The sequence below is a fragment of the Brevibacterium sp. MGP-B1 genome, from assembly GCF_057766545.1.
Genome location: NZ_CM173407.1, coordinates 2043467 through 2066384 on the forward strand (window position 1 = coordinate 2043467; position 22918 = coordinate 2066384).

The 22918-nt window shown below is 65.0% G+C and carries 23 protein-coding genes and 3 tRNA genes; 18 read left to right on the forward strand and 8 right to left on the reverse strand.

The genetic code is table 11. The features are described 5' to 3' along the window. Positions 1-198: 198 nt before the first annotated feature. The 3 genes from AC3CD9_RS09310 to AC3CD9_RS09320 all read right to left on the reverse strand — a co-directional run bounded on the left by AC3CD9_RS09310 (position 199) and on the right by AC3CD9_RS09320 (position 2291). Positions 199-1116, reverse strand: coding sequence for a dihydrodipicolinate synthase family protein (locus AC3CD9_RS09310; protein WP_488367359.1), 918 nt, complete (start codon positions 1114-1116; stop codon positions 199-201). 108 nt (positions 1117-1224) lie between these two features. Beyond that, positions 1225-2070 carry a PfkB family carbohydrate kinase gene (locus AC3CD9_RS09315; RefSeq protein ID WP_488367360.1) on the reverse strand — a complete coding sequence of 282 codons (846 nt, stop codon included), beginning with the start codon at positions 2068-2070 and terminating at the stop codon, positions 1225-1227. Positions 2071-2218: 148 nt separating this feature from the next. Further along, a tRNA-His gene (locus AC3CD9_RS09320) sits at positions 2219-2291 on the reverse strand. 227 nt (positions 2292-2518) lie between these two features. Here AC3CD9_RS09320 and AC3CD9_RS09325 point away from each other — a divergent pair. The 6 genes from AC3CD9_RS09325 to AC3CD9_RS09350 all read left to right on the forward strand — a co-directional run bounded on the left by AC3CD9_RS09325 (position 2519) and on the right by AC3CD9_RS09350 (position 7679). After that, positions 2519-4189 (forward strand): hypothetical protein, encoded by a 1671-nt coding sequence (locus AC3CD9_RS09325; RefSeq protein ID WP_488367361.1) that lies wholly within the window; start codon positions 2519-2521, stop codon positions 4187-4189. Between the two features lie 131 nt (positions 4190-4320). Then, on the forward strand, positions 4321-5979 hold the full coding sequence (locus AC3CD9_RS09330) for a hypothetical protein (RefSeq protein ID WP_488367363.1): 1659 nt from the start codon (positions 4321-4323) through the stop codon (positions 5977-5979). A 6-nt stretch (positions 5980-5985) separates the two neighbouring features. Next, complete coding sequence (locus AC3CD9_RS09335; RefSeq protein ID WP_488367364.1) at positions 5986-6708, forward strand: hypothetical protein; 723 nt, start codon at positions 5986-5988, stop codon at positions 6706-6708. Between the two features lie 96 nt (positions 6709-6804). After that, entirely contained in the window at positions 6805-7089 is a 285-nt protein-coding gene (locus tag AC3CD9_RS09340) for a DUF3618 domain-containing protein (RefSeq protein ID WP_062862037.1), read from the forward strand. Beyond that, positions 7082-7402 (forward strand): GroES family chaperonin, encoded by a 321-nt coding sequence (locus AC3CD9_RS09345; RefSeq protein ID WP_039209700.1) that lies wholly within the window; start codon positions 7082-7084, stop codon positions 7400-7402. The genes AC3CD9_RS09340 and AC3CD9_RS09345 overlap by 8 nt, the downstream gene beginning before the upstream one ends. A gap of 204 nt (positions 7403-7606) precedes the next feature. Next, positions 7607-7679, forward strand: a tRNA-Lys gene (locus tag AC3CD9_RS09350). A 450-nt stretch (positions 7680-8129) separates the two neighbouring features. Here the strand turns inward: AC3CD9_RS09350 and AC3CD9_RS09355 are convergent. Continuing rightward, on the reverse strand, positions 8130-8768 hold the full coding sequence (locus AC3CD9_RS09355) for a GntR family transcriptional regulator (RefSeq protein ID WP_488367365.1): 639 nt from the start codon (positions 8766-8768) through the stop codon (positions 8130-8132). Positions 8769-8974: 206 nt separating this feature from the next. Between AC3CD9_RS09355 and AC3CD9_RS09360 the strand changes: the two genes are divergently transcribed. From AC3CD9_RS09360 to AC3CD9_RS09400, 9 genes are all read left to right on the forward strand, one after another. Beyond that, on the forward strand, positions 8975-10279 hold the full coding sequence (locus AC3CD9_RS09360) for an NRAMP family divalent metal transporter (protein WP_488367367.1): 1305 nt from the start codon (positions 8975-8977) through the stop codon (positions 10277-10279). Beyond that, positions 10276-11067 (forward strand): LamB/YcsF family protein, encoded by a 792-nt coding sequence (locus tag AC3CD9_RS09365; RefSeq protein ID WP_488367368.1) that lies wholly within the window; start codon positions 10276-10278, stop codon positions 11065-11067. The genes AC3CD9_RS09360 and AC3CD9_RS09365 overlap by 4 nt, the downstream gene beginning before the upstream one ends. Next, complete coding sequence (locus AC3CD9_RS09370; protein ID WP_488367369.1) at positions 11064-11882, forward strand: putative hydro-lyase; 819 nt, start codon at positions 11064-11066, stop codon at positions 11880-11882. The genes AC3CD9_RS09365 and AC3CD9_RS09370 overlap by 4 nt, the downstream gene beginning before the upstream one ends. Beyond that, complete coding sequence (locus tag AC3CD9_RS09375; protein ID WP_488367370.1) at positions 11879-13624, forward strand: 5-oxoprolinase subunit B/C family protein; 1746 nt, start codon at positions 11879-11881, stop codon at positions 13622-13624. The genes AC3CD9_RS09370 and AC3CD9_RS09375 overlap by 4 nt, the downstream gene beginning before the upstream one ends. Before the next feature lie 3 nt (positions 13625-13627). Continuing rightward, complete coding sequence (locus AC3CD9_RS09380; RefSeq protein ID WP_488367371.1) at positions 13628-15382, forward strand: acetyl/propionyl/methylcrotonyl-CoA carboxylase subunit alpha; 1755 nt, start codon at positions 13628-13630, stop codon at positions 15380-15382. A gap of 139 nt (positions 15383-15521) precedes the next feature. Continuing rightward, entirely contained in the window at positions 15522-15995 is a 474-nt protein-coding gene (gene bcp, locus AC3CD9_RS09385) for a thioredoxin-dependent thiol peroxidase (protein WP_101553572.1), read from the forward strand. Positions 15996-16131: 136 nt separating this feature from the next. Then, positions 16132-16216 (forward strand) — tRNA-Leu (locus AC3CD9_RS09390). A 128-nt stretch (positions 16217-16344) separates the two neighbouring features. Next, a complete protein-coding gene (locus tag AC3CD9_RS09395; protein WP_488367372.1) occupies positions 16345-16809 on the forward strand; it encodes a GNAT family N-acetyltransferase in 465 nt (154 codons plus the stop codon). Beyond that, a complete protein-coding gene (locus AC3CD9_RS09400) occupies positions 16806-17186 on the forward strand; it encodes a DUF1330 domain-containing protein (protein WP_488367374.1) in 381 nt (126 codons plus the stop codon). The genes AC3CD9_RS09395 and AC3CD9_RS09400 overlap by 4 nt, the downstream gene beginning before the upstream one ends. Here AC3CD9_RS09400 and AC3CD9_RS09405 read toward each other — a convergent pair. Beyond that, positions 17164-17811: a MerR family transcriptional regulator gene (locus AC3CD9_RS09405; protein WP_488367375.1), complete on the reverse strand. Its 648-nt coding sequence runs from the start codon at positions 17809-17811 to the stop codon at positions 17164-17166. The genes AC3CD9_RS09400 and AC3CD9_RS09405 overlap by 23 nt on opposite strands. A 114-nt stretch (positions 17812-17925) precedes the next feature. Between AC3CD9_RS09405 and AC3CD9_RS09410 the strand changes: the two genes are divergently transcribed. Then, positions 17926-18366, forward strand: a complete 441-nt coding sequence (locus tag AC3CD9_RS09410) for an anthrone oxygenase family protein (protein ID WP_488367376.1) — start codon at positions 17926-17928, stop codon at positions 18364-18366. A gap of 73 nt (positions 18367-18439) precedes the next feature. On the opposite strand, the gene AC3CD9_RS09415 is transcribed toward AC3CD9_RS09410, so the two are convergent. From AC3CD9_RS09415 to AC3CD9_RS09425, 3 genes are read right to left on the reverse strand one after another with little or no spacing between them, the layout of a single operon-like run. After that, positions 18440-19069 carry a maleylpyruvate isomerase family mycothiol-dependent enzyme gene (locus AC3CD9_RS09415; protein ID WP_488367377.1) on the reverse strand — a complete coding sequence of 210 codons (630 nt, stop codon included), beginning with the start codon at positions 19067-19069 and terminating at the stop codon, positions 18440-18442. Next, positions 19066-19584 carry an ASCH domain-containing protein gene (locus AC3CD9_RS09420; RefSeq protein ID WP_488367379.1) on the reverse strand — a complete coding sequence of 173 codons (519 nt, stop codon included), beginning with the start codon at positions 19582-19584 and terminating at the stop codon, positions 19066-19068. Before AC3CD9_RS09420 ends, AC3CD9_RS09415 begins: the two co-directional genes overlap by 4 nt. Then, the gene (locus AC3CD9_RS09425) at positions 19581-20327 is read right to left on the reverse strand and encodes a FadR/GntR family transcriptional regulator (RefSeq protein WP_488367380.1); all 747 of its coding nucleotides are present in this window, start codon (positions 20325-20327) and stop codon (positions 19581-19583) included. The genes AC3CD9_RS09420 and AC3CD9_RS09425 overlap by 4 nt, the downstream gene beginning before the upstream one ends. A gap of 157 nt (positions 20328-20484) precedes the next feature. Here AC3CD9_RS09425 and AC3CD9_RS09430 point away from each other — a divergent pair, with 157 nt between their 5' ends. Both AC3CD9_RS09430 and AC3CD9_RS09435 read left to right on the forward strand, forming a co-directional pair. Beyond that, entirely contained in the window at positions 20485-21366 is an 882-nt protein-coding gene (locus AC3CD9_RS09430; protein WP_488367381.1) for a carbon-nitrogen hydrolase family protein, read from the forward strand. Positions 21367-21487: 121 nt separating this feature from the next. Further along, the gene (locus tag AC3CD9_RS09435) at positions 21488-22855 is read left to right on the forward strand and encodes an APC family permease (protein ID WP_488367382.1); all 1368 of its coding nucleotides are present in this window, start codon (positions 21488-21490) and stop codon (positions 22853-22855) included. The last annotated feature ends 63 nt before the right edge of the window (positions 22856-22918 follow it).

Sequence of the window (22918 nt, forward strand, 5' to 3'; positions counted from 1 at the left end):
CGATTGGGCGTCGCGGGCCGACTGAACCCGCAAACACCTATTCATAGGCACCCGGAATGGACCGGTTCCGAACCGCAGATGGACGGATGGTGAACACACTCAGCGACTGCTTCAGTTAACGGCGACCCCTCACGTTATATGTTATACAGTGAGCGCTCGGCGCTGAGGCGAGCGGTCGGTGACGTCGCCAGGGAAAACTCAGCCGAGATCGAGGTTGTCGGCCACCTCGACGACCTTGCGCTTCGCCGCGTCATCGAGATCGCGGACCGGCAGAGGCAGGCTGTCTGCACCCACGAGCCCGAGATGTTCGGCGATGGCGGCGGTGACGCGCAGGCTTCCGCCGAATTCGGTGAACAGATCCCACAGCGGCTGCAGCTCGGCCGAGAGTTCGCGGGCGAGCTGCGCATTGCCGAGTTCCGCAGCCCGCGTGATCGCGAGCATCGGCTCGGGGATGGTGCCGCCGACTGCCGTGTACCAGGCATCACAGCCGGCGATGAGGCCCTCGGCACCGTGAGCATCGCCGGAGATGCCGATCGTCACCTCACTGCCGATGGCCGCACGGATCTCTCCGATGCGCTCGTCCCATCCGGCGGGCGAGGCCGGTGTTCCGGGGATCTTGATCGAGGCCACACCGTCGAGCCCGGCCAGGCGCGAGTAGAGCTCGGTGGTGAACGTGAAGTGCGTGGTGCCGGGGTTGTCGTAGACGACGACGGGCAGGTCGGTGGACTCGGTGACGGTGCTGAAGAGTGCGAACACCTCATCCTCGGTCAACGGCTGATAGCTCACCGGTGCCAGCAGCAGCCCCTGCGCTCCGGCAGCTTCGGCGGAGGCGACATTGGCCAGAACGTCTCTCGTCCGCAGTGCCCCGACTCCGATGAAGACGGGGATGTCCAGGGCAGATTCGACGCTCAGCTGCGCCACCCGGGCGCGTTCGTCGGTGTCGAGATAAGCGTACGAACCGGTCGATCCGAGGGCCGTGATCGAGTCGACTCCGGCAAGGACGAGACGTTCGATGAGCCCGACGAAGGCATCCTCGTCGAGGGAATCGTCCTTCAGCGGGGTCAGCGGAAAGGCACTCAGCCCGGTGAACAGGGACGGGTCGGGGGTGTTCGTCAATGATCCTCCTCGGGTGGACGTGGGCCACCGATGGCGCGAACCTCGGGTGGCCGCGACGAAACGCGGTCGGCAGCAGCGGATGGGTCCGCTTGCGTTCAGTCTGCCAGGTCAATCGAGAGTAGGCAGGTACGTCTCGAACGGATCGAACTCCGGTTGCGCCGAGGCGACTTCCACAGCCGCCGCACCGACGGCGTTGGCCGCCCGCAGTGCGCGTTCCGGTTCGAGTCCGCTGGTCAGGCCGATGGTCAGCGCCGCGCAGTAGGCGTCTCCGGCACCGACGGTGCTCACGGGGTTCGCGGGGACCGCCTCGGCGAAGGCGATCTGCTCACCTCTCTGCAGCAGTGCCGACCCTTCCGCCCCGTAGGTGACGGCCACGAGCTGCGCGGTCTGCAGCTGCGGCAGCTGGGAGTACTCGTATTCGTTGACGATGATGAGGTCGGCACGGTCGACCACCTCGGCGGGCAGCTGAAGGGCGGGAGCCGCATTGACGGCGAGGAACCCGGGCACGCGGTCGGCGAGCTCGACGATGAGATCGAGGGAGATCTCGAGTTGGGTGAGCACGGCCTCGTCGGCCCGGAATTCGATTCCATCGAGGCTGACCTCGGCATTCGCTCCTTCGCAGACGGCGATCTGATTCTCACCGTGCGCGTCGACCATGATGAGCGCGGTCCCGGTCTCGGCGGTCGCCTCGGCGATGTCATCGGTCCGGACTCCGGCAATCCGGAGGGCCTCGAGCATTGCCCTGCCGTCGGAGTCTGGGCCGACCGCACCGATCATGCGGGTCCGCTCACCGAGGCGGGCAGCAGCGGCGGCCTGGTTCGCCCCCTTTCCGCCGGGAGAACGGGACAGTCTGCCTCCTCCTACGGTCTCGCCGGCGGCGGGAAGTCGGGAAGTGGTGGCGGTGATATCGGCGTTGATGCTGCCGACGACCGTCAGGGAGCAGTCGATGGTCATGGCCCCATTATCGACGATCGAATGAGGGCAAATCGACGACGATTGTCGGCGATCGGGGTCGGGCGGGTGTGGGCAAAACGTGGGCACGCAGCGGACATGAGAGAAGCCCCGTGATCCATCTGCACAGATCACGGGGCTTCCCGATCGGGGTGAGTAACGGGACTTGAACCCGCGACATCCGCGACCACAACGCGGCGCTCTACCAGCTGAGCTATACCCACCACATGCGCTGCACCTTCAGGCGCAGACAGCAAGATACATCTTAACCGCACCCGCCTGACCCGGGCAAACCAGAACCGCCCCTCGAGCCCGATGAGACGCAGATCTCATTACATGCAACGATTCAGTAGCGATCTATAACGGTTTCGGAAAACTGGTAGGAGCGACCCTCGACATTCATTAGTATTGACTCGGCCCTGTCCTCGATAGCTGTCAAGGAACCCTGTACATGCCTCGTGCGTTGATCTCCGTCTCCGATGACGGGTTCACCTACACCACCCTAAACGGGGCGACGAGTCGCTACTCGGACACCGGACAGGCCATCTCCTACCTCGGCGACTATGCCAAGGAGACCGCGACTCCCCTGACCGTGACGATCAACGACGGTACGAAGACGACCGAGATCGGCATCGATGAGAATGGCCGAGTCGGGGCGGTTCCCAAATATGACACCGGCGCCGAGGAGGTCGCGGACGATTCGTCGACCGCGTCGTCCGCGCATGGTTCGGCTGAGACGGCCGGACAACCGGACGACGCCGACCAGAACACGGGCGGCGAGAACACGAACGGCCAGTCCGCCAACGGGCAGAACGGCTTCGCGGCCCAAGACGACTCATCAGGGTCGAACGGCGACAGCTACCCGATGGGCACGCCGTTCTCCGGACCGGCTGCGCCGGCCGCGCCGACGGTGAAGAAGACACCGGTGCGCAAGCGGTCGGCACGCAACCGCCCGCAGCGGCTGAAGAAGATCACCATCCCAGGACTCGTGCTCATCGGTCTGGCGATCCTTATGATCGGCGCTTTCGTCGTTCCCAACATCGTCCCCGTCGACTCCCCCGATACCCCGCAGACGATCGGTTCGGAGCAGCAGGTCAACCCCGCTTCCGAACTCTCCGTCGACAAGACCCAGGACATTGTTCCCAGCTACGACAATTCCCCCACATGGGAAGCCGAGGTGCCCAAGCGCGCCTCGGTGACGGCATCCGATCGTGGTGTCCTGCTCGTCAACGACAACCGCCTCGAAGTCCTCGACGCCGACACCGGCAAGTCCCGGTACAAAGCCAAGATCGATCAGTCCCCGACCTTTGCCGTCGATACCGTCATCGACGGGCGGCCCGCCCTGCTGTGGCAGTCGGGCAACACCGCCGAGGCGCTCTTCGACGGGGAATCGAAGCCGAAGACCTACCAGCTGCCGGAGAAGGCACGCATCACCTCTGCCGGTAAGAGCGTGCTCATCAAGTCGGGCAACAAGCTCTCGACCTTCGGCGCCGAAGGCCTGGAAGACGTGCCCACCCCGCAGGCCGGTTCGACGCCGATGGCCATCGATGACGATGAGATCTTCAGCTCGGACTGGAACGGGCCGGTCAAAGCGAAGAACATCAAGTCCGGCGACGAACGCAGCATCAAGCTCGAAAGTCCCGGCGACGAACTGAAGATCATCGACTGGATCTCCGCCGGCCACGGCAAGGCGATCACGCTGTGGGGCGAACAGGGCGCTTCGACGAACTCCGGTCACAGGATCCAGCTCGTCGTCCATTCCCTCGACGACGGGTCGATCCTCTCGACCGTGACGACGACGACCGACATCGTCGGCGAGAAGTCCTGGGTGCGCGGGCAGGCGGGAGAACGCGCCTATATCGGTCCGTATCTCTTCGATTTGGAGTCGGGTCTGCTGCTGATGGACGTCTCCAGCCGTGACATCCATCTCTCCGAGCCGCGCGGATCCATCGTGCCCTGCACGATGGACACGAACACGTCGTGCCTGCTTGCCGGCAAACATGCGTTCAAGACCGATACCGATCTGCTGGCGGTCGTCGACAAGGGCAACGAGGCCCTGGTGCTGGGCGACGACTCGACAGTGCGGGCATATCCGAAGAAGTCAGAGACGCAGGATCGCTGATTCCGCGCCACGGCGAAACACGCCTATGGCTTTAACACATCTGGCCGAGACATTAAGATAGTGCCCGATGTGTCTGAACGTCATGTCCCCTTGACCCAATGAAGTCGGAATCCCCACCGCGAAGGAACGTAGTGCCAGTCTCACACAGGTTCAGCCGCAGAGCCGCCGCAATCGGCGCCGCGCTTGCCCTGGCAGCACTACCTATCTCGGCGACGTTTACACCTGCATTCGCGCAGCCGAGCCCCACCCCCACAGCCGAAGCCGATTCGAACGCGGAGGCCAGCGCTTCCGCCGGGGCCGACTCCACTTCCGGCGATGACGCAGATTCGACAGCAGACGGCACAGACGGTGCCGGCGGTGCCGACGCGGATTCGAGCAGCGCCGATAACGGCGTAACCGAAGTCGAAGCCGGAAAAGAGGGCGACACCGATCCGGATCCCGATGAGGACGGTGACAAGGCCTGCAAGGATCAGGAGTGGACCTCGGACGAACCGTGCGCGATCGAGGGTGAACTCACCGCCAAGTGGCAGAGGATCGGCAAGCAACTGGCTGTTCCGCCGAACGATCAGAAAAAAGGTTCCGGGACACTGCCGGAGAGCTGGGTCGGAAAGCCGTTCAAAGCCCCGAAACAGGCAATGAAGCGCATTCCGGCACAGGCGTCCGCCGACCACGACACTGGTTCGGTCGAGAACGGTTCGGGCACCGATGACAGCGGTCAGTCCGTTGCCGAAGCGACCGAACAGGCCTCTATCCCGGATACTGTTGAGTTCAACGAAGACGGGGTGATCGTCGACGCCGACGGTTCCGGTCCAGTCAAGTTCGAGAACTTTGATGCCCTTGAAGGGCCCGACCCTGCCTGGACGTTCGCGCTCAACGACGATGGCCAGATCGCCGTGGCCGATGGGCAGCCTTACCCCGATGACGACGCGGGAGATGACGCCGAAGCTTCCAGCGGCTCGGACGGATCCACTTCTAACGATTCAGAAACCGACACCGAACAGGACGGGACGGCAGACAGCGATCCCTCCGCATCAGCAGATGGGTCGGACTCGTCTGACGGCGCCACCGCCGACAGTGACCCGGACGGCGGCAAGACCGCCAGCAAGGACGGCGCCACCACCGATGACGGCTCCGGAAGCGACCGCGAGGCCGGCAAGGACGGCTCTTCCTCGGCCAGCGAAGCCTCTGACGACAGCACCACTTCGACCGATGGCTCCACCTCGTCGGATTCGGGATCGAAGGATCGTGCGAACACCTCGGGTGACAAGGACTCCGACGGCCGAGAATCTGACGCCGACACCGGCTCAGGTTCGGACGGCTCACGCGGCAGCGATTCCGACAGCTCAGGCTCCGACTCGGATTCCGGCGAGGATGACGAGAAGGATTCGGACAAGGATGGTTCCGGTTCGCCGATCGGCGCCTCTGACGCCGACGGCACCACCCCGGACCCGTCGAACGGCAACGGCTCCCCCGATGACGAACGCGAGACCATTCCCGGCAATGCTGGTGATGAATGGCTGCCCGGAGATGACGAGGATACCGAAACCCCCGACTACTCGGACCCGGTGCCTCGCAACCCCGACGAGCCTGCGCCCAAAGACGATACGGACCTCATCACGGGTGGCGATCAGCCGTCCCCGCGGGCCAATCAGAATCCGGCGACCTCGTTCGGCGAATCCATCATCTCCACGATCGTCAGCTCCTGGCCCATCTTCGTCCTCGCCGCCTCCGGTATGGCCGCGGTCGGGTTCATCATCTATCTCATGGGACGCCGCGGAAAACAGGAGTGAGGCCGCGTGGACCTCTTCGACTCCGAACTGCGTGTCATCGACGCCGCCGAGCAGCTCGTCAGCGGACTCGGCAGCGATGACAACCACACCGTTGCCGCTGCCGCGATGGACACCTCCGGTCGCATCCACACCGGCGTCAACGTCTTTCACTTCACTGGCGGACCCTGCGCGGAACTCGCCGTGATCGGTGCCGCCGCGGCCGCGAACGCCGGACCCTTGGTCACGATCGCTGCGGTCGGCGACCGGAACCGGGGTGTGCTGGCCCCGTGCGGACGCTGCCGTCAGGTCATCCTCGACCTCCATCCTGATGCGCTCGTCGTCGTACCGGATGCAACCACGGGCCGGACGTCGATCGCCCCGATCCCCGCCCTGCTCCCCCACTCCTATCGGCATCCGGATTCTGCTCCCAAACGGCTGCTGAGGTTCCACGCTCGCTACTTCGACGCAATCGCGGATGAGACGAAGACGCTGACGGTGCGGTGGAACGAAGGCCACCGCACGGGTCCGGCTCTGGCGTACTTCGAGAACACCGCGCATGGCACGCTTCCCGTGGAAGTCGCCTCGGTGATGGTGAAGCGAATCGACGAACTAGCGCCCGAGGATCTCGGCCTCACCCGCCCGTGCGGATTGGATCGGTATATCACCAATGTCCGCAGTCACTACCCGAACATGCCCGCGGACGCGAACGTCGAGATCGTAAGATTCCGTCGAACCGCGGCCGATATCTGACACTCGCAGTGCCCAGCCGCTAAGCTGGACAGCGAAGCACTGTGGCACAAGGTCACAGACGCAGCAATGCATTCTCGACCGGGAGGACTCGACCCGATGACTGACAACGTCTACACCTCAGATGTGACCGTCGACCAGGCGACAACCGCACAGCTTGCGGAGTCGATCCGACTGCGCGAGGAGCGCATCGCCGAGAACATCGACGAGCTCGTCGGCCGCATCCACCCGAAGGTGCTGGCGACGCGGGCAGTCAACAAGGCGAAGTCCGAGGTCGTCGAGGAAGACGGCTCTCCCAAGCCCGAGATCATCGCACTCGGTGCCGGTGCCGTCCTCGGTGTGGCCGCCCTCATCGTCGGACTCTCCGGTCGCAAGCGTGGCTGATGCCGCACTACCGATCCGGATGCTCCATGACCGGATCCTGCTCGAACCCAGCGCGGAAGCCGGGGAACGCAAATCCTCGGCGGGCATCGTCATTCCCGCCACCGCCAGCATGGGCAGACGCCTCGTGTGGGGCAAGGTCGTAGCGGCGGGCCCGCATGTGAGGCAGGCCAACCTCGGCGATACCGTCCTCTACGATCCCGAGGAACTCGCCGAGGTGGAGCTCGAGGGACGTGCGTATGTGCTGCTGCGCGAGCGCGACGTCCACGCGATCTCCGAACCGGCCGAACAGTCGAGTTCCGGAATGTATCTCTGAGGTTCCGCCGGGCATCGGGGACGAAAACGGTGCGGTGGCCTGACTCTTATACAGTGGGTTCCGGGTCGCCGGAATCGCCGGCATGGGGACTCTGACCAGGGGCTTGCGACCTTCATCACAAAACTGAATATGGGCCGATCTCGGTTTGCATGATCGGTCGACACCTGAGTAATATTAATTCTCGTTGCACAGCATGTGCGGCAAGCACCTCTAGCTCAATTGGCAGAGCAACTGACTCTTAATCAGTGGGTTCCGGGTTCAAGTCCCGGGGGGTGCACAGCACAGAGAGAACCGCTTCCGACTTCGGTCGGAGGCGGTTCTTTCGCATTCACCCCTGCCGGCCCGCTGTTTCGGCTCACCTTGTTCTCAAGTCATCAGGTTCCTCCCTGTGCAATCCAGAACAAGGTGTACCGAATCACCGGTTTGGACCTGTTGCGGCGGCGTCTCAGTTGGGGACTGCTCGCAGGCGGCACTGGGAACCGCTCGCAGGCGGCGTCCTGGTTGGGGACCGCTCGCAGGCGGCGTCTTGGTCGGGAACCACTCGCAGGCTGTACCGGGGACCACTCGCGGGCCGCAAAGTCCGGCCCTAGGATGGCGGCGACACCGTTTGAGTCGAAAAGCCCACGTTTGAAACAGTGCTTTCTGACTCAGAGTGGGCTGCCAGCAGATTCGGCACCGGTCAGAGGCAGGACGAGCGGCTCTCGGCCCGGGCCGGCCCGAGTACGGCTCAATCCTGTCCGGCGCGGGCGTAGGCGCCGAGCACCTGACGCTCGGAATCACCGAGGTAGGCGCCGAGGATCTTCGCCGCAGCCACCGGCCCCTCCGTGCGATAGACCTCGACGACTTCCTTGTTGCGGCCGATGAACGGCGCATGGAGGAAGTCGAGGACCTCGACCTTGAGGAAAGCCAGCCGCAGCTCGGCGAGCACATTGGAGAACGACTGCATCAGCCGCCTGCTGTCCGAGAGCGAGACGACGGCATTGTGGAACTCCATGTTCGCCGTGCCGACCTCCAGCCAGTTCTCTTCGGCAGCGAACTTCTCCGCGGCTTCGACGGCCGCCTCCATCCTCACGGCGTTCGGGTGATTGCGCGGAGCGTGCTCGAGCACCGAGCACTCGACATGATGGCGCACCCGGTAGATGTCGACGACATCGGCGGTGCTCGGTGACGCCACGGAGACGCCTCGGTGCGGGATATGTGTGACCAGGCCCTGCTCCCCGAGGACCCGGAACGCCTCACGCAGAGTATTGCGCGAAACATCGAATTCCTTCGCCAGCGCAGTTTCGGACAGCCGCTCACCGGGGCGCAGCTCTCCAGCGATGAGACGGTCGGTGAGCCTGTTGACCAGGGACGAATCGTGATTCACCTCTCCATCCTACTGAATCAGCTCCCCGAACTCCCATCCGTCCGTCGACAAAGCGACGAAGAAAAGTGTGACCCCCATCTATGTTTGTTGAACAATGAGTGCTAGATTGTTTACCACTTCACGTGTGCCAGGACACAGACGTCGCTGTCCTCACCCCATCGGCGCACACGAAGGAACAATTGACCACCAGACAGTCGGAGACTCCCATGTCACACGCACCGGAATCCCAACCGCCGGAATCCTCTTCTACGGATGGGGCCGCCACGGGCCTTGACAATGCCAAGAGCGAAATCGGATCCAAGATCAGCCGCAGCGCCATCATCGGCGCCATCTTCCTCATGGCCACCTCGGCGATCGGTCCGGGCTTCATCACCCAGACAGCCACATTCACGGCTCAGATGGGTGCGGCCTTCGCCTTCGCGATCTTCGCGTCGATCCTCATCGACATCGCCATCCAGCTCAATATCTGGCGGATGGTGACGTCCTCGGGCAAACGCGCAGCCCAGCTGGCCTCCTCGGCCGTGCCGGGTTCGGGCATCCTCCTGTCCGTCCTCATCGTCGTCGGCGGACTGGCCTTCAACATCGGCAATATCGCCGGTGGCGGCCTCGGCCTCAATGCGCTGCTGGGCATCGACCCGAAGCTCGGCGGACTGCTCACCGGCGTCCTGGCGATCGGCATCTTCCTGTTCAAACGCGCCGGAAAGGTCGTCGACGCCGTCGTCCTCGTCCTCGGCGTCGGAATGATCATCCTCACCTGTATCGTCGCCATCGTCTCGAACCCGCCGGTCGGTGAGGCGATCAGACAGTCGTTCGTGCCCGACACCATCAACTTCGCCACCGTGACGACGATCGTCGGCGGCACCGTCGGCGGCTACATCACCTACTCCGGTGCCCACCGCTATCTCGACTCGGGCAAGACCGGCCCGGAGAATGCCGGCTCGGTCATGCGCTCGGCTCTGTCGGGGATCCTCGTCACCGGTGTCATGCGCTACGTCCTCTTCCTCGCCATCCTCGGCGTCGTCGCCTCCGGCGTCGCTCTCGATCTCGACTCGAGCGTGGCCAACCCCGCCGGTCAGGCCTTCGCCGCCGTCCTCGGCGATGCGGGAATGCGCATCTTCGGTGCGATCTTCTGGGCCGCGGCTCTGAGCTCGGTCATCGGTGCCGCCTACACCTCGGCGACGTTCCTCTCGGCGTTCTCCAAACGCCTCGAAGGCGGCTGGCCGCTGCAGCTGGCGACCGTGACCTTCATCGTCGTCTCGCTCGTCGTCTACCTCGTCCTCGGCACGGCGCCTGCCACGCTGCTCGTCTTCGTCGGCGGCTTCAACGGCCTCATCCTGCCGATCGGTCTGACGATCTTCATGTACATCGGCTGGTTCAGACCGCGCCTGCTGCGCACTGATTCGTACCCGAAGTGGTTGCTCATCATCGGCACCGCGGCAACACTGGTCACGTGGTACACGGCCACACAGTCCATCGGCCCCATCTTCGCCATGATCGGAATCGGAGGGTGACATTGTCTGTCAACAGCGAACTGAGAATCGACCTCAACTCTGACCTCGGGGAGAACGTCCCCGACCGTGTCGTCAGCGACGATGCCGCCATGCTCGGCCTCGTCACCAGCGCCAACGTCTCCTGCGGGTTCCATGCGGGCAATCCGGAAGGCATCCGCGCCACCGTCGACGCCGCCACGAAGGGCGGAGTCGTCATCGGGGCCCACCCCGGATACGACGACTACGAGGGCTTCGGCCGCCGCGCCCTCGACGTGCCCGCCGCCACTCTGCAAGCCCAGGTCGAATACCAGATCGGCGCGCTCATCGGCCTGACCACTGCCGTCGGCGGAATCGTCTCCTACGTCAAACCCCACGGCGGTCTCTACAACGCGATCGTCCATGATGAGGCGCAGGCGAAGGTCGTCGTCGACGCCGTCAGGGCCGTCGACGACTCGTTGGTCTTCCTCGGACTCGCCGGCAGCGTGGCCAACCGCGTCGCCGCCGACGCCGGACTGACCGTCGCCGCCGAGGCCTTCGCCGACCGGTCCTACAACCCCGACGGCTCCCTGGTCTCCCGGTCGGAACCGAATGCTGTCCTCCACGACCCCGAAGCCGTGGCTGCGCGCGTCCTGCGCCTCGTCCAGACCGGACAGGTCGAAGCCGTCGACGGCAGCCTCGTGGACGTCGACGCCCAGTCGATCTGCTTCCACGGCGACAGCCAGGGATCCATCGACATGGCCCGGGCCGCCCGTGATCTACTCGAATCCGAAGGCGTCACGATCGCCGCCTTCGCCGGAGCCGGACGATGAACACTGTCACCCCCACCGGCACATCCGCCATGGACACGATGCGGGCTGCGGGTGCGGAAGCCCGTGCACGCATCCGGGCAGGATTCGACGGTCCCACCTCGGGGATGGCACCGGGACTCGTCCAGGCGAACCTCATCTCCGTCCCCGCGGACTGGGCCTTCGACGTTCTCCTGTTCACCCAGCGGAACCCGAAGCCGTGCCCGGTCGTCGACGTCCTCGAACCCGGACAGCTGGCATCCGCACTGGCCCCCGGCAGCGATATCCGAACGGACATTCCCGGATACCGGATCTGGGAGAACGGCGCCCTGATCGACGAGGTCACCGACGCCACCGAGGCGTGGAAGCAGCATCCGGATCTCGTGTCCTTCCTCATCGGCTGCTCGTTCACCTTCGAGAACGGCCTGACCGAAGCGGGCATCCCGATCCGCCACCAGGAGACCGGTCACAACGTGCCGATGTACCGCACGTCGACGGCCTGCCGTCCCGCCGGCCGGATCAGCGGAGACATGGTCGTGTCCATGCGCCCGATCCCGGCCTCCCAGGTCGCTGAGGCGGTGCGCATCACCGACCGCTTCCCCGCCGTCCACGGTGCCCCGATCCACATCGGCGAGCCCTCCCAGATCGGCATCGACGACCTCGGCGCCCCGGATTTCGGTGATGCCCCGGCCATCGAAGACGGCGACATTCCCGTCTTCTGGGCCTGCGGAGTCACCCCGCAGGCAGCCATCCAGGCGTCGGGAATCCCCTTCGCGATCACGCACTCACCTGGGAAGATGTTCATCACTGACGAACCGGAAGACACCTACCGCCAATGACCTCGACACCGCGGGCCGACTCCCTGACCTTCCACACCGCCTCCAGGCGCCACCTCCTCGTCGAATGCGCCGACCTGGGCGCGACGATGGCCCTGCACCACAGTCTCGAAGCCGCCGATCTGCCCGGCGTCACCGAACTCATCCCTGCCGCACGCACAGTGCTGATCAGTTTCGATCCGGCACGCACGAACGCCGAGATCCTCGCCGAGGCAGTTCGCGGGCTCGGTCACACCGAGTCGGTCTCGGATGCGGCCAGGGAGGTGACGATCGATGTCCACTACGACGGGGACGACCTCGCCGAGGTGGCCGACCTCCTCTCCGTCTCCCCCGCCGAGGTGGTCAAACGCCACCAGGCCGCGACCTGGCAGGTCGCGTTCGCCGGGTTCGCCCCCGGCTTCGGCTACCTCGCCGGCGACGACGAACTCTTCAACGTTCCCCGCCGCTCGTCCCCACGCACGCGTGTGCCCGTGGGGTCGGTGGCTCTGGCCGGCGAGTTCACCGGCGTCTACCCTCGCTCCTCCCCCGGCGGCTGGCAGCTCATCGGACGCACCGATGCGAAGCTGTGGGACCTGGACCGGGAACCGCCGGCCCTGTTCGTACCCGGCACGATCGTGAAATTCGCCGAGGCGGGGCGCGAGACCGTGGAGGTCGCGAGCTCGAGTGCGGCGTCAGGTTCGGCAGGTTTCTCGGGTTCGTCAGATTTCTCAGGTTCGCCAGGTGCGGCGTCTGATTCTGCGGTGGAATCAGCAGCGGATCCGGCATCCGATTCGGCGACAGCGGCCTCCCCCTTCCTCGAGGTGCTGCGTCCCGGGCTGCAGCTTCTCGTCCAGGATCTCGGGCGGCCCGGTTTCGCTTCGATGGGAGTCTCCGCCGCCGGTGCCGCCGACCGCACCGCGTTGACCACCGCCAACCGTCTTGTCGGAAACGCCGAAAGCGCTGCCGGGTTGGAGAGCTTCGGGGGCGCAGTGCTCCTGCGCTCCACGGGTGACGGCGTGGCCGCCGTTACCGGGGCCACCGGAGCGATCACCGTGACCGCTGCCGATGGCACGGTCCTCACGCCCCGCCTCGGCGAGGCCTTCGCCCTGGCCGACGGGGACGAACTCGAGCTCGGACCAACCGAGCGCGGAGTCCGCCGCTACCTCGCCGTGCGCGGTGGAATCGCTGTCGAGACGGCTCTCGACAGCAGCTCCGCCGACACCCTGGCCGGGCTCGGTCCGGCCGCTGTGGACAAAGGCACCACGGTGGGAGTGCACGATCCGCGGACGGCGCCCCACCTCGTCGATCCCAATCCCACGCAGCCAAGGGATCTTCCGCAGGCGGGTGAGACCGTGATGCTGAGCGTGACGCTGGGACCGCGCGAGGACTGGTTCACCGAGGCCGGGATCGAGACTCTGCTGTCACAGGAGTGGACGGTCACCCACGAATCCGACCGGGTCGGACTGCGCCTGAACGGTGAGGTTCCGCTCGAACGTGCCCGCACGGGCGAGCTGCCCAGCGAAGGCGCGGTCACCGGTGCCCTGCAGGTTCCGCCGAACGGTCAGCCGGTGCTCTTCGGGCCCGACCATCCGCTCACCGGCGGCTATCCGATCATCGCCAGCGTCGATGATGTCGACCTCGCCGCGCAGCTGCCTCCCGGCGTGAAGCTGCGCTTCACCACCTCTGCCCGACCGACGTCGAACGCCCACCCGGCCGAGGCGTCCCGTACCGCAGCAGGATCCCGCACCAACGAGAACGAAGGCTGAACAATGTCGAGAATCCTCATCGCCAACCGCGGCGAGATCGCCGTCCGCATCATCCGTGCCTGCGCCCAGCACGGACACACCTCGGTGGCTGTCTACGCTGATCAGGACGCCGACGCCCTGCATGCCCGGCTCGCCGACGAAGCGTTCGCTCTGCCTGGGACGACAGCGGGTGACACGTACCTCAACATCGATGCGATCCTCTCCGCAGCGAAGTCCTCCGGTGCCGATGCCGTCCACCCCGGTTACGGATTCCTGTCCGAAAACGCCGATTTCGCCGCCGCCGTCGAAGCCGCCGGCCTCATCTGGATCGGTCCGAACGCGGACACGATCACGGCCCTCGGCGACAAGGTCACGGCCCGTCAGCTCGCGCAGAAGGTCGGCGCTCCCCTGGCACCGGGCATCGACCGTCCCCTGGAGAACGCGGTCGAGGTCGAGTCCTTCGCCGCCGAGGCGGGACTGCCGATCATCATCAAAGCCGCCCACGGTGGCGGCGGACGCGGAATGAAGATCGTCCACGAGCTGACCGAGGTCGCCGGTGCCTTCGAATCGGCGACCCGTGAGGCCGTCGAGGCGTTCGGTCGGCCCGAGTGCTTCGTCGAGAAGTTCCTCGAACGTCCCCGCCATGTCGAGGTCCAGATCGTCGGCGACGGTCGGGGCCGGGTCGTGGCCGTCGGTGACCGCGACTGCTCCGCTCAGCGGCGCAATCAGAAGCTCATCGAGGAAGCACCCGCCCCGGGACTGACGGCAGAGCAGCGTGAGCGCCTGCACCGTTCGGCCGAAGCCATCTGCGCCGAGGTGGACTACCGCGGTGCCGGCACCGTCGAGTTCCTGCTCGCCGCCGATGGCACCATGACGTTCCTCGAGGTCAACACCCGACTGCAGGTCGAGCATCCCGTCACCGAGGTGACCTCCGGGGTCGATCTCGTCGCCGAGCAGTTCCGCATCGCCTTCGGACAGGGACTGTCGCTGGAGTCGACCCCGCAGCCGATCGGTCACGCGATCGAGCTGCGCATCAACGCCGAGGATCCCGGCCGCGGCTTCCTGCCGACTCCGGGACGCATCGATGTCCTCGACGTGCCCGGGGGTCTCGGCGTGCGCTGGGATTCCGGTGTGCGTGCAGGTGACACCGTGCAGCCGGCCTTCGATTCCCTCTTCGCGAAGCTCATCGTCCACGGTCCCGACCGTGAGCAGGCGATCGCGCGCACCGTGACAGCGGCGAAGGAGCTCCATGTCGAGGGTCCGGCCACAGTGGTGCCGTGCTCCCTGGCGATCCTCACCGATGAGGCGTTCACCGGTCTCGGCGTCGACGGTGTCGACGGCATCCACACGCAGTGGATCGAAGCCGAGCTGCTGCCGCGCTTCGAGACTCAGGACCGCCCGGCCCCGGTCGCCGATGGCGAGATGCAGCGCATGTCGATCGAGATCGACGGGAAGCTCACCACGATCGGACTGCCCGCCGGACTGCTCGCGAGCCTCGGCTCGGTCGGTGGGGCCGGTCAGGACGGCGAGGCCGGTGGCGCCGGGAACGGTGGAGCCGCCTCGGCGAGTGCCGGGGATGTCACCGCACCTGTGCCGGGCAGCCTTGTTGACTTCCTCGTCGAGGACGGTGCGCAGGTGGCGGCCGGCGACGAGGTCGCGGTGCTCTCGGCGATGAAGATGGAGACCCGGGTCGAAGCCCCGGTCGCGGGAACGCTGCGCCAGGTCGCAGCGGTGGGCGACGTCGTGGCGGTCGGGCAGGCCATCGCACGGATCGGCTGAGACGGCGGGCCGCCTCGGCGAAAGGATCGGTCGAGGTGACTGTGTGCATCGCTCGAGGCATCGGGCTCGGCAACGGAATAGAGTGGTAGTCAGCAATGGTTGTCCATCATGGAGACCACCCCAATCAGGAGGAGCATTCATGTCACGTCTGTCGGTCGGCGACACCGCCCCGGAGTTCACCCTCGTCAATCAGGACGGGAAGTCCGTCAGCCTCAGCGATTTCCGAGGTCAGCGGGTCGTCGTGTACTTCTACCCCGCCGCTATGACCCCGGGCTGCACGACCGAGGCCTGCGATTTCCGGGACTCGCTGTCGGCACTCAAGGCCGCCGGAATCGCCGTCGTCGGCATCTCCCCGGACAAGCCGGAGAAGCTGCAGCAGTTCATCGAGAAGGAAGGTCTCAACTTCGACCTCCTCTCCGATGAGGACAAGACGATGATGACCGAGTGGGGTGCCTTCGGCGAGAAGAAGAACTACGGCAAGGTCGTTCAGGGCGTCATCCGCTCGACCGTCGTCGTCGATGCCGAGGGCAAGGTCGAACTCGCCCAGTACAACGTCAAGGCCACCGGGCACGTCGCCCGCGTGCGCAAGGAGCTCGGCATCGACGCTGCCTGAGCCTGCCGCAACTTGAGCGTCGGGCGGGCTGAACTGCCCGCGCTCAACGTGAACACCGGGGCGGTCCGAGTTTTCAACAACTCGGGCCGCCCCTGCTAATCTTGAGGACGTTGTGGCCGCGAGGGTGGCCGCTTCAGCGCGAGTGGCGGAATTGGTAGACGCGCTGGATTTAGGTTCCAGTGTCTTCGGACGTAGGGGTTCAAGTCCCCTCTCGCGTACCACGGTCCCCGGCGCGGAAGTCGACAGGCTTCCGCACCGGGGACTTTTTCGTCCTCACATCTGTACACGGAACAGATGCGGAGAACGTAATGTGGTCATTGGTGTACCGAACCTAGTGAGAGGACTGCCGATGACGACGTCCCCGGCCCCGTTGATCCGCCCCACCGCTCCTGCCGACGAGGCCCGGTGGAAAGAGCTCTTCCGCGCCTACCGCGAGTTCTACCGACTGGAGCCCTCCGAGGAGATCGTCTCCCGCGTGTGGTCGTGGCTGACCGACCCCGCACACGAGTGCCAGGGACTCGTCGCCGAGGCGAACGGAACGATCGTCGGAATCGCCGACTACCGTCGTTTCTCCCGTCCCTCGACAGGCAGCGTCGGCATCTGGCTCGACGATCTCTTCACCGATCCCGAGGCACGCGGTCGAGGTGTCGGTCGTGCATTGATCTCCCGGCTGCAGTCGATCGCCGCGGCCGAAGGCTGTTCGGTGGTCCGGTGGATCACCGCCGATGACAACGCTCAGGCTCAGGTGCTCTATGACGATGTCGCAGCGAAGACGAACTGGCTCACCTACGACGCGAAGCCGACGGAGTCGTGAGCACTGAGTTGCCGAATGAGGAGAGGCCGAGCTCGGTGGAGCCGGAAGAACAGGCAAGCTCAGCGAACGCCGGTGCTGACCGCGAGGTGCTGTTGTGCTGCCTGCTGTGGGCGCGCGAAGGACAGGCCGAGGCACTGACAGCCTACGAGAACGGTGTTCTCGCGCTCATCTCCGAGCACGGAGGGCGCGTCGTCAATCGTGCCAAGAGCGACGGGGCACAGGGGCATCCCGACGAGGTGCAGTTCTATCGGTTCGAATCCACGGAAGCGCTCGATTCCTACCTGGCAGATCCGCAACGTCAGGCGCAGGCCGCCGAACGCGATCGCGTCATCGCCAGGACGGAGCTGTTCCCGGTCAGCTTTCTTCCGAGCGAGTGAGGTCCTGTGCGAAGTGCTGCTGTGCGAGCAGGACCAGCGCCTCGAGCAGCGGTCGGCGCAGCACGCTGCCGAGGACGACTCCGCGGATCCGCTCCTCCAGGCTGACTGCGTCGCCGATCGCGTCGAGGTCGGTGCGACCGACGTCTTCAGCGGCCTCGACATAGGCGTCGAGCCGGTCGAGGATCGGAGTCAGGTTCTCCGTGGTCAACATGGCAACCGCGTTCACAGCAGCCCGATAGGCCGGTGACGAGGTCGCGCAGCGCCACCCCCGCGCCGTGATCGCGCGGTCGAGTATCGCCGAGGCGGCTGTATCGTCCGTCTCGGCCTCGTCGATGAGCGCGTCCTGGACGACGCCCATCGCTTCGACTTCCGAGGCCTGCCCGTCCACCGCATCAACGACGGCTCGCACCTTCGCCAACGGCAGTCCGGCCACCGACGTCAGCGCTCCGATGAGGCGCAGCCGCTCGAGATGAGTGCGATCGTAGACGGCTTGATTCACGCTTGTCCGTCGTCCCGGCTGCAGCAGTCCTTCGCGCAGGTAGTACTTGATGGTCGGCACGCTGAGCTCCGAACGACGGGACAGCTCCGCCATCCTCATCCCCGACTTCTCCGCTGATTCCTGCATCGTCATCTCCTCCCGGCACTGTCAGCAATGTTCGGTGACTGATCTTGCTCGACCCTAGCAGATACCTCTACTATCTATTATGGATAGTTGAACTACCTATTGGGAGCAGGAATCATGGATACCCTCGCGTTAGCTGCGGTCCTCGTCACCGGCTTCGTCGGCTCAGCGGAATTCGGATCGGCCGCCTTGGTTCATCCGGTGATCCGTCAGCTGAGGACGGACGATCAGCTGATCATGGAGAGGGGCCTACTGAAGACGTTCGGCCGGGTGATGCCGGTGGGAATGACCGCGGCGACAGCGCTGGCCATCATCATTGCCATCGATGAGCCCAACGCATGGTTGGTCTCGGCAGCAATCAGCCTCGGCGTCGCTCTGGTCGTGACGATCGTCGGGAACGTGCCGATCAACTCCCGGACGGGACGAATCACCGAGGCGACCGCCCCCGAGGGATTCATCGCCATGCGCAGACGATGGGACGTCTTCCAGATCGTGCGCGCTTCGCTGCAGCTGCTCGGATTCGTTCTTATCGCGGTCGGAGTCGTCGGATTCGGCTGAGCACCCGTCATCGTTCATCTCGTCGTCAGGGATGTTCCGGCACGCGCGTCACAGCACTCCGACCGCTGAGGCTTCAGTCCATCCGCTGCCGAAGTTCGGCGACTCCGCTCCCGGTCAGATCTGTCAGTGCTTCCGGTCGGCCGGCCATGGCCAGGACGAGGTCGAGGACACGACCGGTCACCTCCGGCCCGCTTCCGGATTCGAAGTCGGCATCGACAGCACTGAGCTTCAGCCCTTTGACCAGTGTCTTCGAGTTCACCGCGAAGTCCTTGGAGGCGAAGTATCGGGCCACCTCGACTGTCGCCTCGGCGTCGGGGGTCAGGTCGCGTTCCAGTGGTCGTGCGATGTCCTGTCCGTGGACGATGACTTCGCCGAGGAAGGCCGGGAGGTCTTTGGTCGGGGCGACAGTCAGTGGGATCGAGCCGTGGAACTTCGCAAGGGTCTCCTCTGGTGAGTCACCGAGGCGGCGCTCGAGCAGTCGCGCGTTGTGTTTGGCAGGGTCGAATTTCGCTCGGATAATGCTGCGGATCCAGGCCCATTTCCCGGTGTCGGCCGCGGCGGTCAGGTGGGCGACGACCTGCTCGACCGTCCAGTCTGCGCACAGAGTGGCGAGCGCCCACTGCTCTGGTTCGAGTGTGGTGAGCAGATCGGCCAGGCGCGCGCGTTCCGTGTGGATGAGGTCCCAGTATTCGGTCTCGTTCATCTGCTCGTCCCCCGTGATTCGTCGCCGGAGACGCTGACGCGCGCTTCTTCGACGTCGAACAGCAATCGGAAGCGTTCGCAGACGACCGGCATCTCGGGCGCGAATCCACGTTGACCATGTTCTTGCCAAAAGCGCTCATGGATCTCGCGCCAGGCGGCCAGGGTCTGGTCGCCCTCCCCTTCCGCATGGGCATGCTCGGCGGTCACCTCGGAGAACGGGACGATGTCGATCGCCGTGGTTTCGATGAGGGCTCTCGGCCGGCCTCGCCCGTCGAGGATGATGCTCAGTTCGCCCACCTCGGGGACGGATTCGCCGTCGGCTTGGATGTCCCACAGCGCCGAGGCGGTGCCCGTCTTCGTCCCAGCCAGCACGAGAGCGAGGAGGTCGTCCGCATGCCCGGGAGTCGCGCCGAAGGCCCATGCTTCAGGAATCACCTCTGGCAGGTCTGGGATGCAGCTTCTCGCCGTCGACCAAAAGGCGCCGAGGTCGCCGCTGCCGGGATCTGCGCCGCTCATCCGTCATTCTCCTCAAGTCCGACGAACATCTCACGCCGCAAGGCATCGACATGAACACGCGTCACCTCGATGGCGGCGAGAGGGTCCTGATTCCGCAAAGCCGCCACGAGCCGACGGTGATGATCACGCCCCTCCTCGAGCTGCTCCTGCGGGTAGGGCACGAAGTACTTCGTCAGACCGCCATAGCAGGCCAGGTAAGTCTGAGCCTCGGGCAAACCGCTGATCTCTGCGATGAATCGGTGGAAACGAGTGTCAGGAATATGGTGCTCATGCCAGTCCTCGGCATCGGCCGACGCTTGGATGAGAGCATCGAGCTCATCACACTGCTCGGGAGTGGCACGCATCGCCGCCTCAGCCACAATGGCCGATTCCATCAGACTGCGCTGGTCGATGAGCCGATGGATCGCGTCGGAGTCTGCCCGGTAGGCGGTGACGGCGGAGTCATTGAGATGCGGCGGGTCGTCGGCAACGAACGTTCCACCTCCACGGCCCCGCCTGCGCACGAGGACTCCGTCCTCGACAAGGCTTTCGAGTCCCCGACGGGCGGTGATGACGCTGACCTCGAGGCCCGCCGCCAACAGTTCGGTCTTCGGCAACCTGCTGCCCGGCGCGAGGAGAGCGTGCTCGATGGAGAGCAGAACTCGGGCTCGGACGGTATCGACAGCAGAAAGCCGGGTGAGTTCTGCGGCTCCGGGGGCAGCGAACAGCGTTCGATCGACTTCGCGTGCCTGCGCAGAGTCCATCCCGCTCCGCTCAGAATCCACGCCCGCAGGATCGGGTGTCGAAGAATTTCTCACTGCCATGTGTTGAGTCTAACGTCACATCGACCTATAGTGATCAAACTGATCAATTAAAGCGACGGCGGGAAGAACCGCTGTCGACGGCGGCGAAGGGACCGAAGTGGACACCAGCGAAATGGCAGTCGGGCTGGCCCAGCGTGCACCCCTGACCGGACCGGACCCGTTATCCGGCTTCCGCACGGACGTCGCGGCCACCTCGGCGAGGTTTCCCGAACTCGGAATGATCATCTATCCCGAGCTTCACCTGCACAGCACCGACGACCTGCCGATCGACGACCGCCCCGCCGCGCTGCGCGAGAAGGCTGAGCGACTCGACTCGGAGTTCGTTGCCGAGATCGGCCGCATCGCCGCCGAGCACAACATCTGGCTGTGCCCGGGCAGCATCGGTGAGATCGCCGACGACGGGAGCTTCTTCAACACTCAGCTGCTCTTCTCCCCCACCGGCGAACTCGTCTCCACCTACCGCAAGATGTTCCCATGGCGACCATTCGAACCACACCGCCCGGGCACCGAATTCGTCGTCGCCCAGACTCCCGATCACGGCGCCTTCGGCCTCTCGATCTGCTACGACGCCTGGTTTCCCGAACATTCACGGCACCTGAGCTGGATGGGCGCAGACGCGATCCTCAATATCGTCAAGACGACCAGCCAGGACCGCGAACAGGAACTGGTCCTGGCGCGGGCAAACGCAATCGTCAACCAGGTCTACGTGCTCAGCGTCAACTGCGCCGAACCCATCGGCCGCGGTCGGTCCATCGCCGTCGATCCCGAAGGCCTCGTCCTCGGCGAGGCTGGGCTGGGCGAAGACACGATCATCGTGCGGGTCGACCCCCAGCGGGTCGCTCGAGTCCGCAAGGTCGGGACCGCGGGAACGAACCGAGTGTGGTCGCAGTTCAACCGCGACGACGACCCTATTCCCCTCCCGCTCTACGGAGGCTGTCTCGATCCGAGCCGCTGGTCACCTGGCCACGACACCCGCTGACGCGACCGTCGATTCCGAGCCACCACCGGCTGCCGGCGACAGCCGCACCACAATCAATCAGAGCAGGCACTTCTGCCATCCGGAAATCTGAATCAACAATGACATCGACAATGGAGTGATCATGTCAGACACCGTCACACTCAATCGCACCCTGAAACTGCCGTCCCTGGTCATCTTCGGCCTCGCCTACCTCACCCCGCTCATCGTCCTCGGCATCTTCGGCGTCATCGCCTCCCAGACGAACGGTGCGAGCGCGAGCGCCTATCTGATCGCGCTCGGGGCGATGCTCTTCACTGCCAACAGCTACGGTCGCATGGCCGCGGCCTATCCGGTCGCCGGATCGGCCTACACCTATGTGCGCAGAACGATCGACGGTCGCATCGGATTCCTTGTCGGGTGGGCGACGATGCTCGACTACCTGTTTCTGCCCATGGTCATCTGGCTCATCGGCGGCTCCTACCTGCAGGCGCAGTTCCCAGCGGTGCCGATGGCCGTGTGGATCATCGGCTTCATCGTCCTCACCACGGTGCTCAATATCTTGGGCATCAAGGTCGCCGATCGGGTCAACCTCATCCTGATGTCGTTCCAGATCCTTGTCATCGTCTTCTTCGTCGCCCTGTCGCTGGCCGATGTGTTCGGCTCGGAAGGCGGTGCCGGACTGATCAGCGCGGCCCCGTTCACCGGTATCGACTCGACTCTCGTGGCCATCGGCGGCGGTGCCGCGGTCGCCGCGTATTCGTTCCTCGGATTCGATGCCGTCACAACCTTCACCGAGGAGACCATCGATCCCCGTCGCACCGTGCCGAAGGCCATTATGCTCATCGCCCTCATCGGCGGCGGCATCTTCGTCGTCGTGGCCTACGCGGTTCAGCTCGTCCACCCCGGTGGAGTGTTCGAGAATTCCGACGCCGCGGCGTTCGAGATCGCCAAGAGCATCGGCGGGCACTTCTTCGGCGCGATCTTCCTCGCCGCCCTTGTCATCGCTCAGTTCACGTCCGGCATCGCGGCCCAGGCCGCAGGCAGCCGTCTGCTCTATGCGATGGGACGCGACGGAGTGTTGCCGCGCGGCTTCTTCGGCAAGCTCAGCCCCCGCTTCCACACTCCGGTGCTGTCCCTGCTGGCCATTGCCGTCATCGGGCTCATCGCGATCTTCATGAACGTGGCCACCTCGACGTCGTTCATCAATTTCGGCGCGTTCCTCGCCTTCATCATGGTCAACGTCTCGGTCATCGTCTATTGGGTGCGCGAGCGCCGAGGCGGCCGTTCACTCAACGTGTTCCTCTACTTGGTCTGCCCGATCATCGGAGTCATCGTCATCGGTTTCCTGCTCACCCAGCTCGACGTGCACGCGATCACCCTCGGCACGATCTGGCTTGTCATCGGCGCAGTCATCCTCGCGGTGACAACGAAGGGCTTCCGCACCCAACCGTCCGAGCTCGCCGTTGACTCGGCCGACTCAGATCAGCCGGGATCCGTGGCAAAAGCCTGAAGAGGATGCGCTTCGATCATCGCCCGCGGGCTCGAGACAATACCGTCCCGAGCGCGCAGGCGA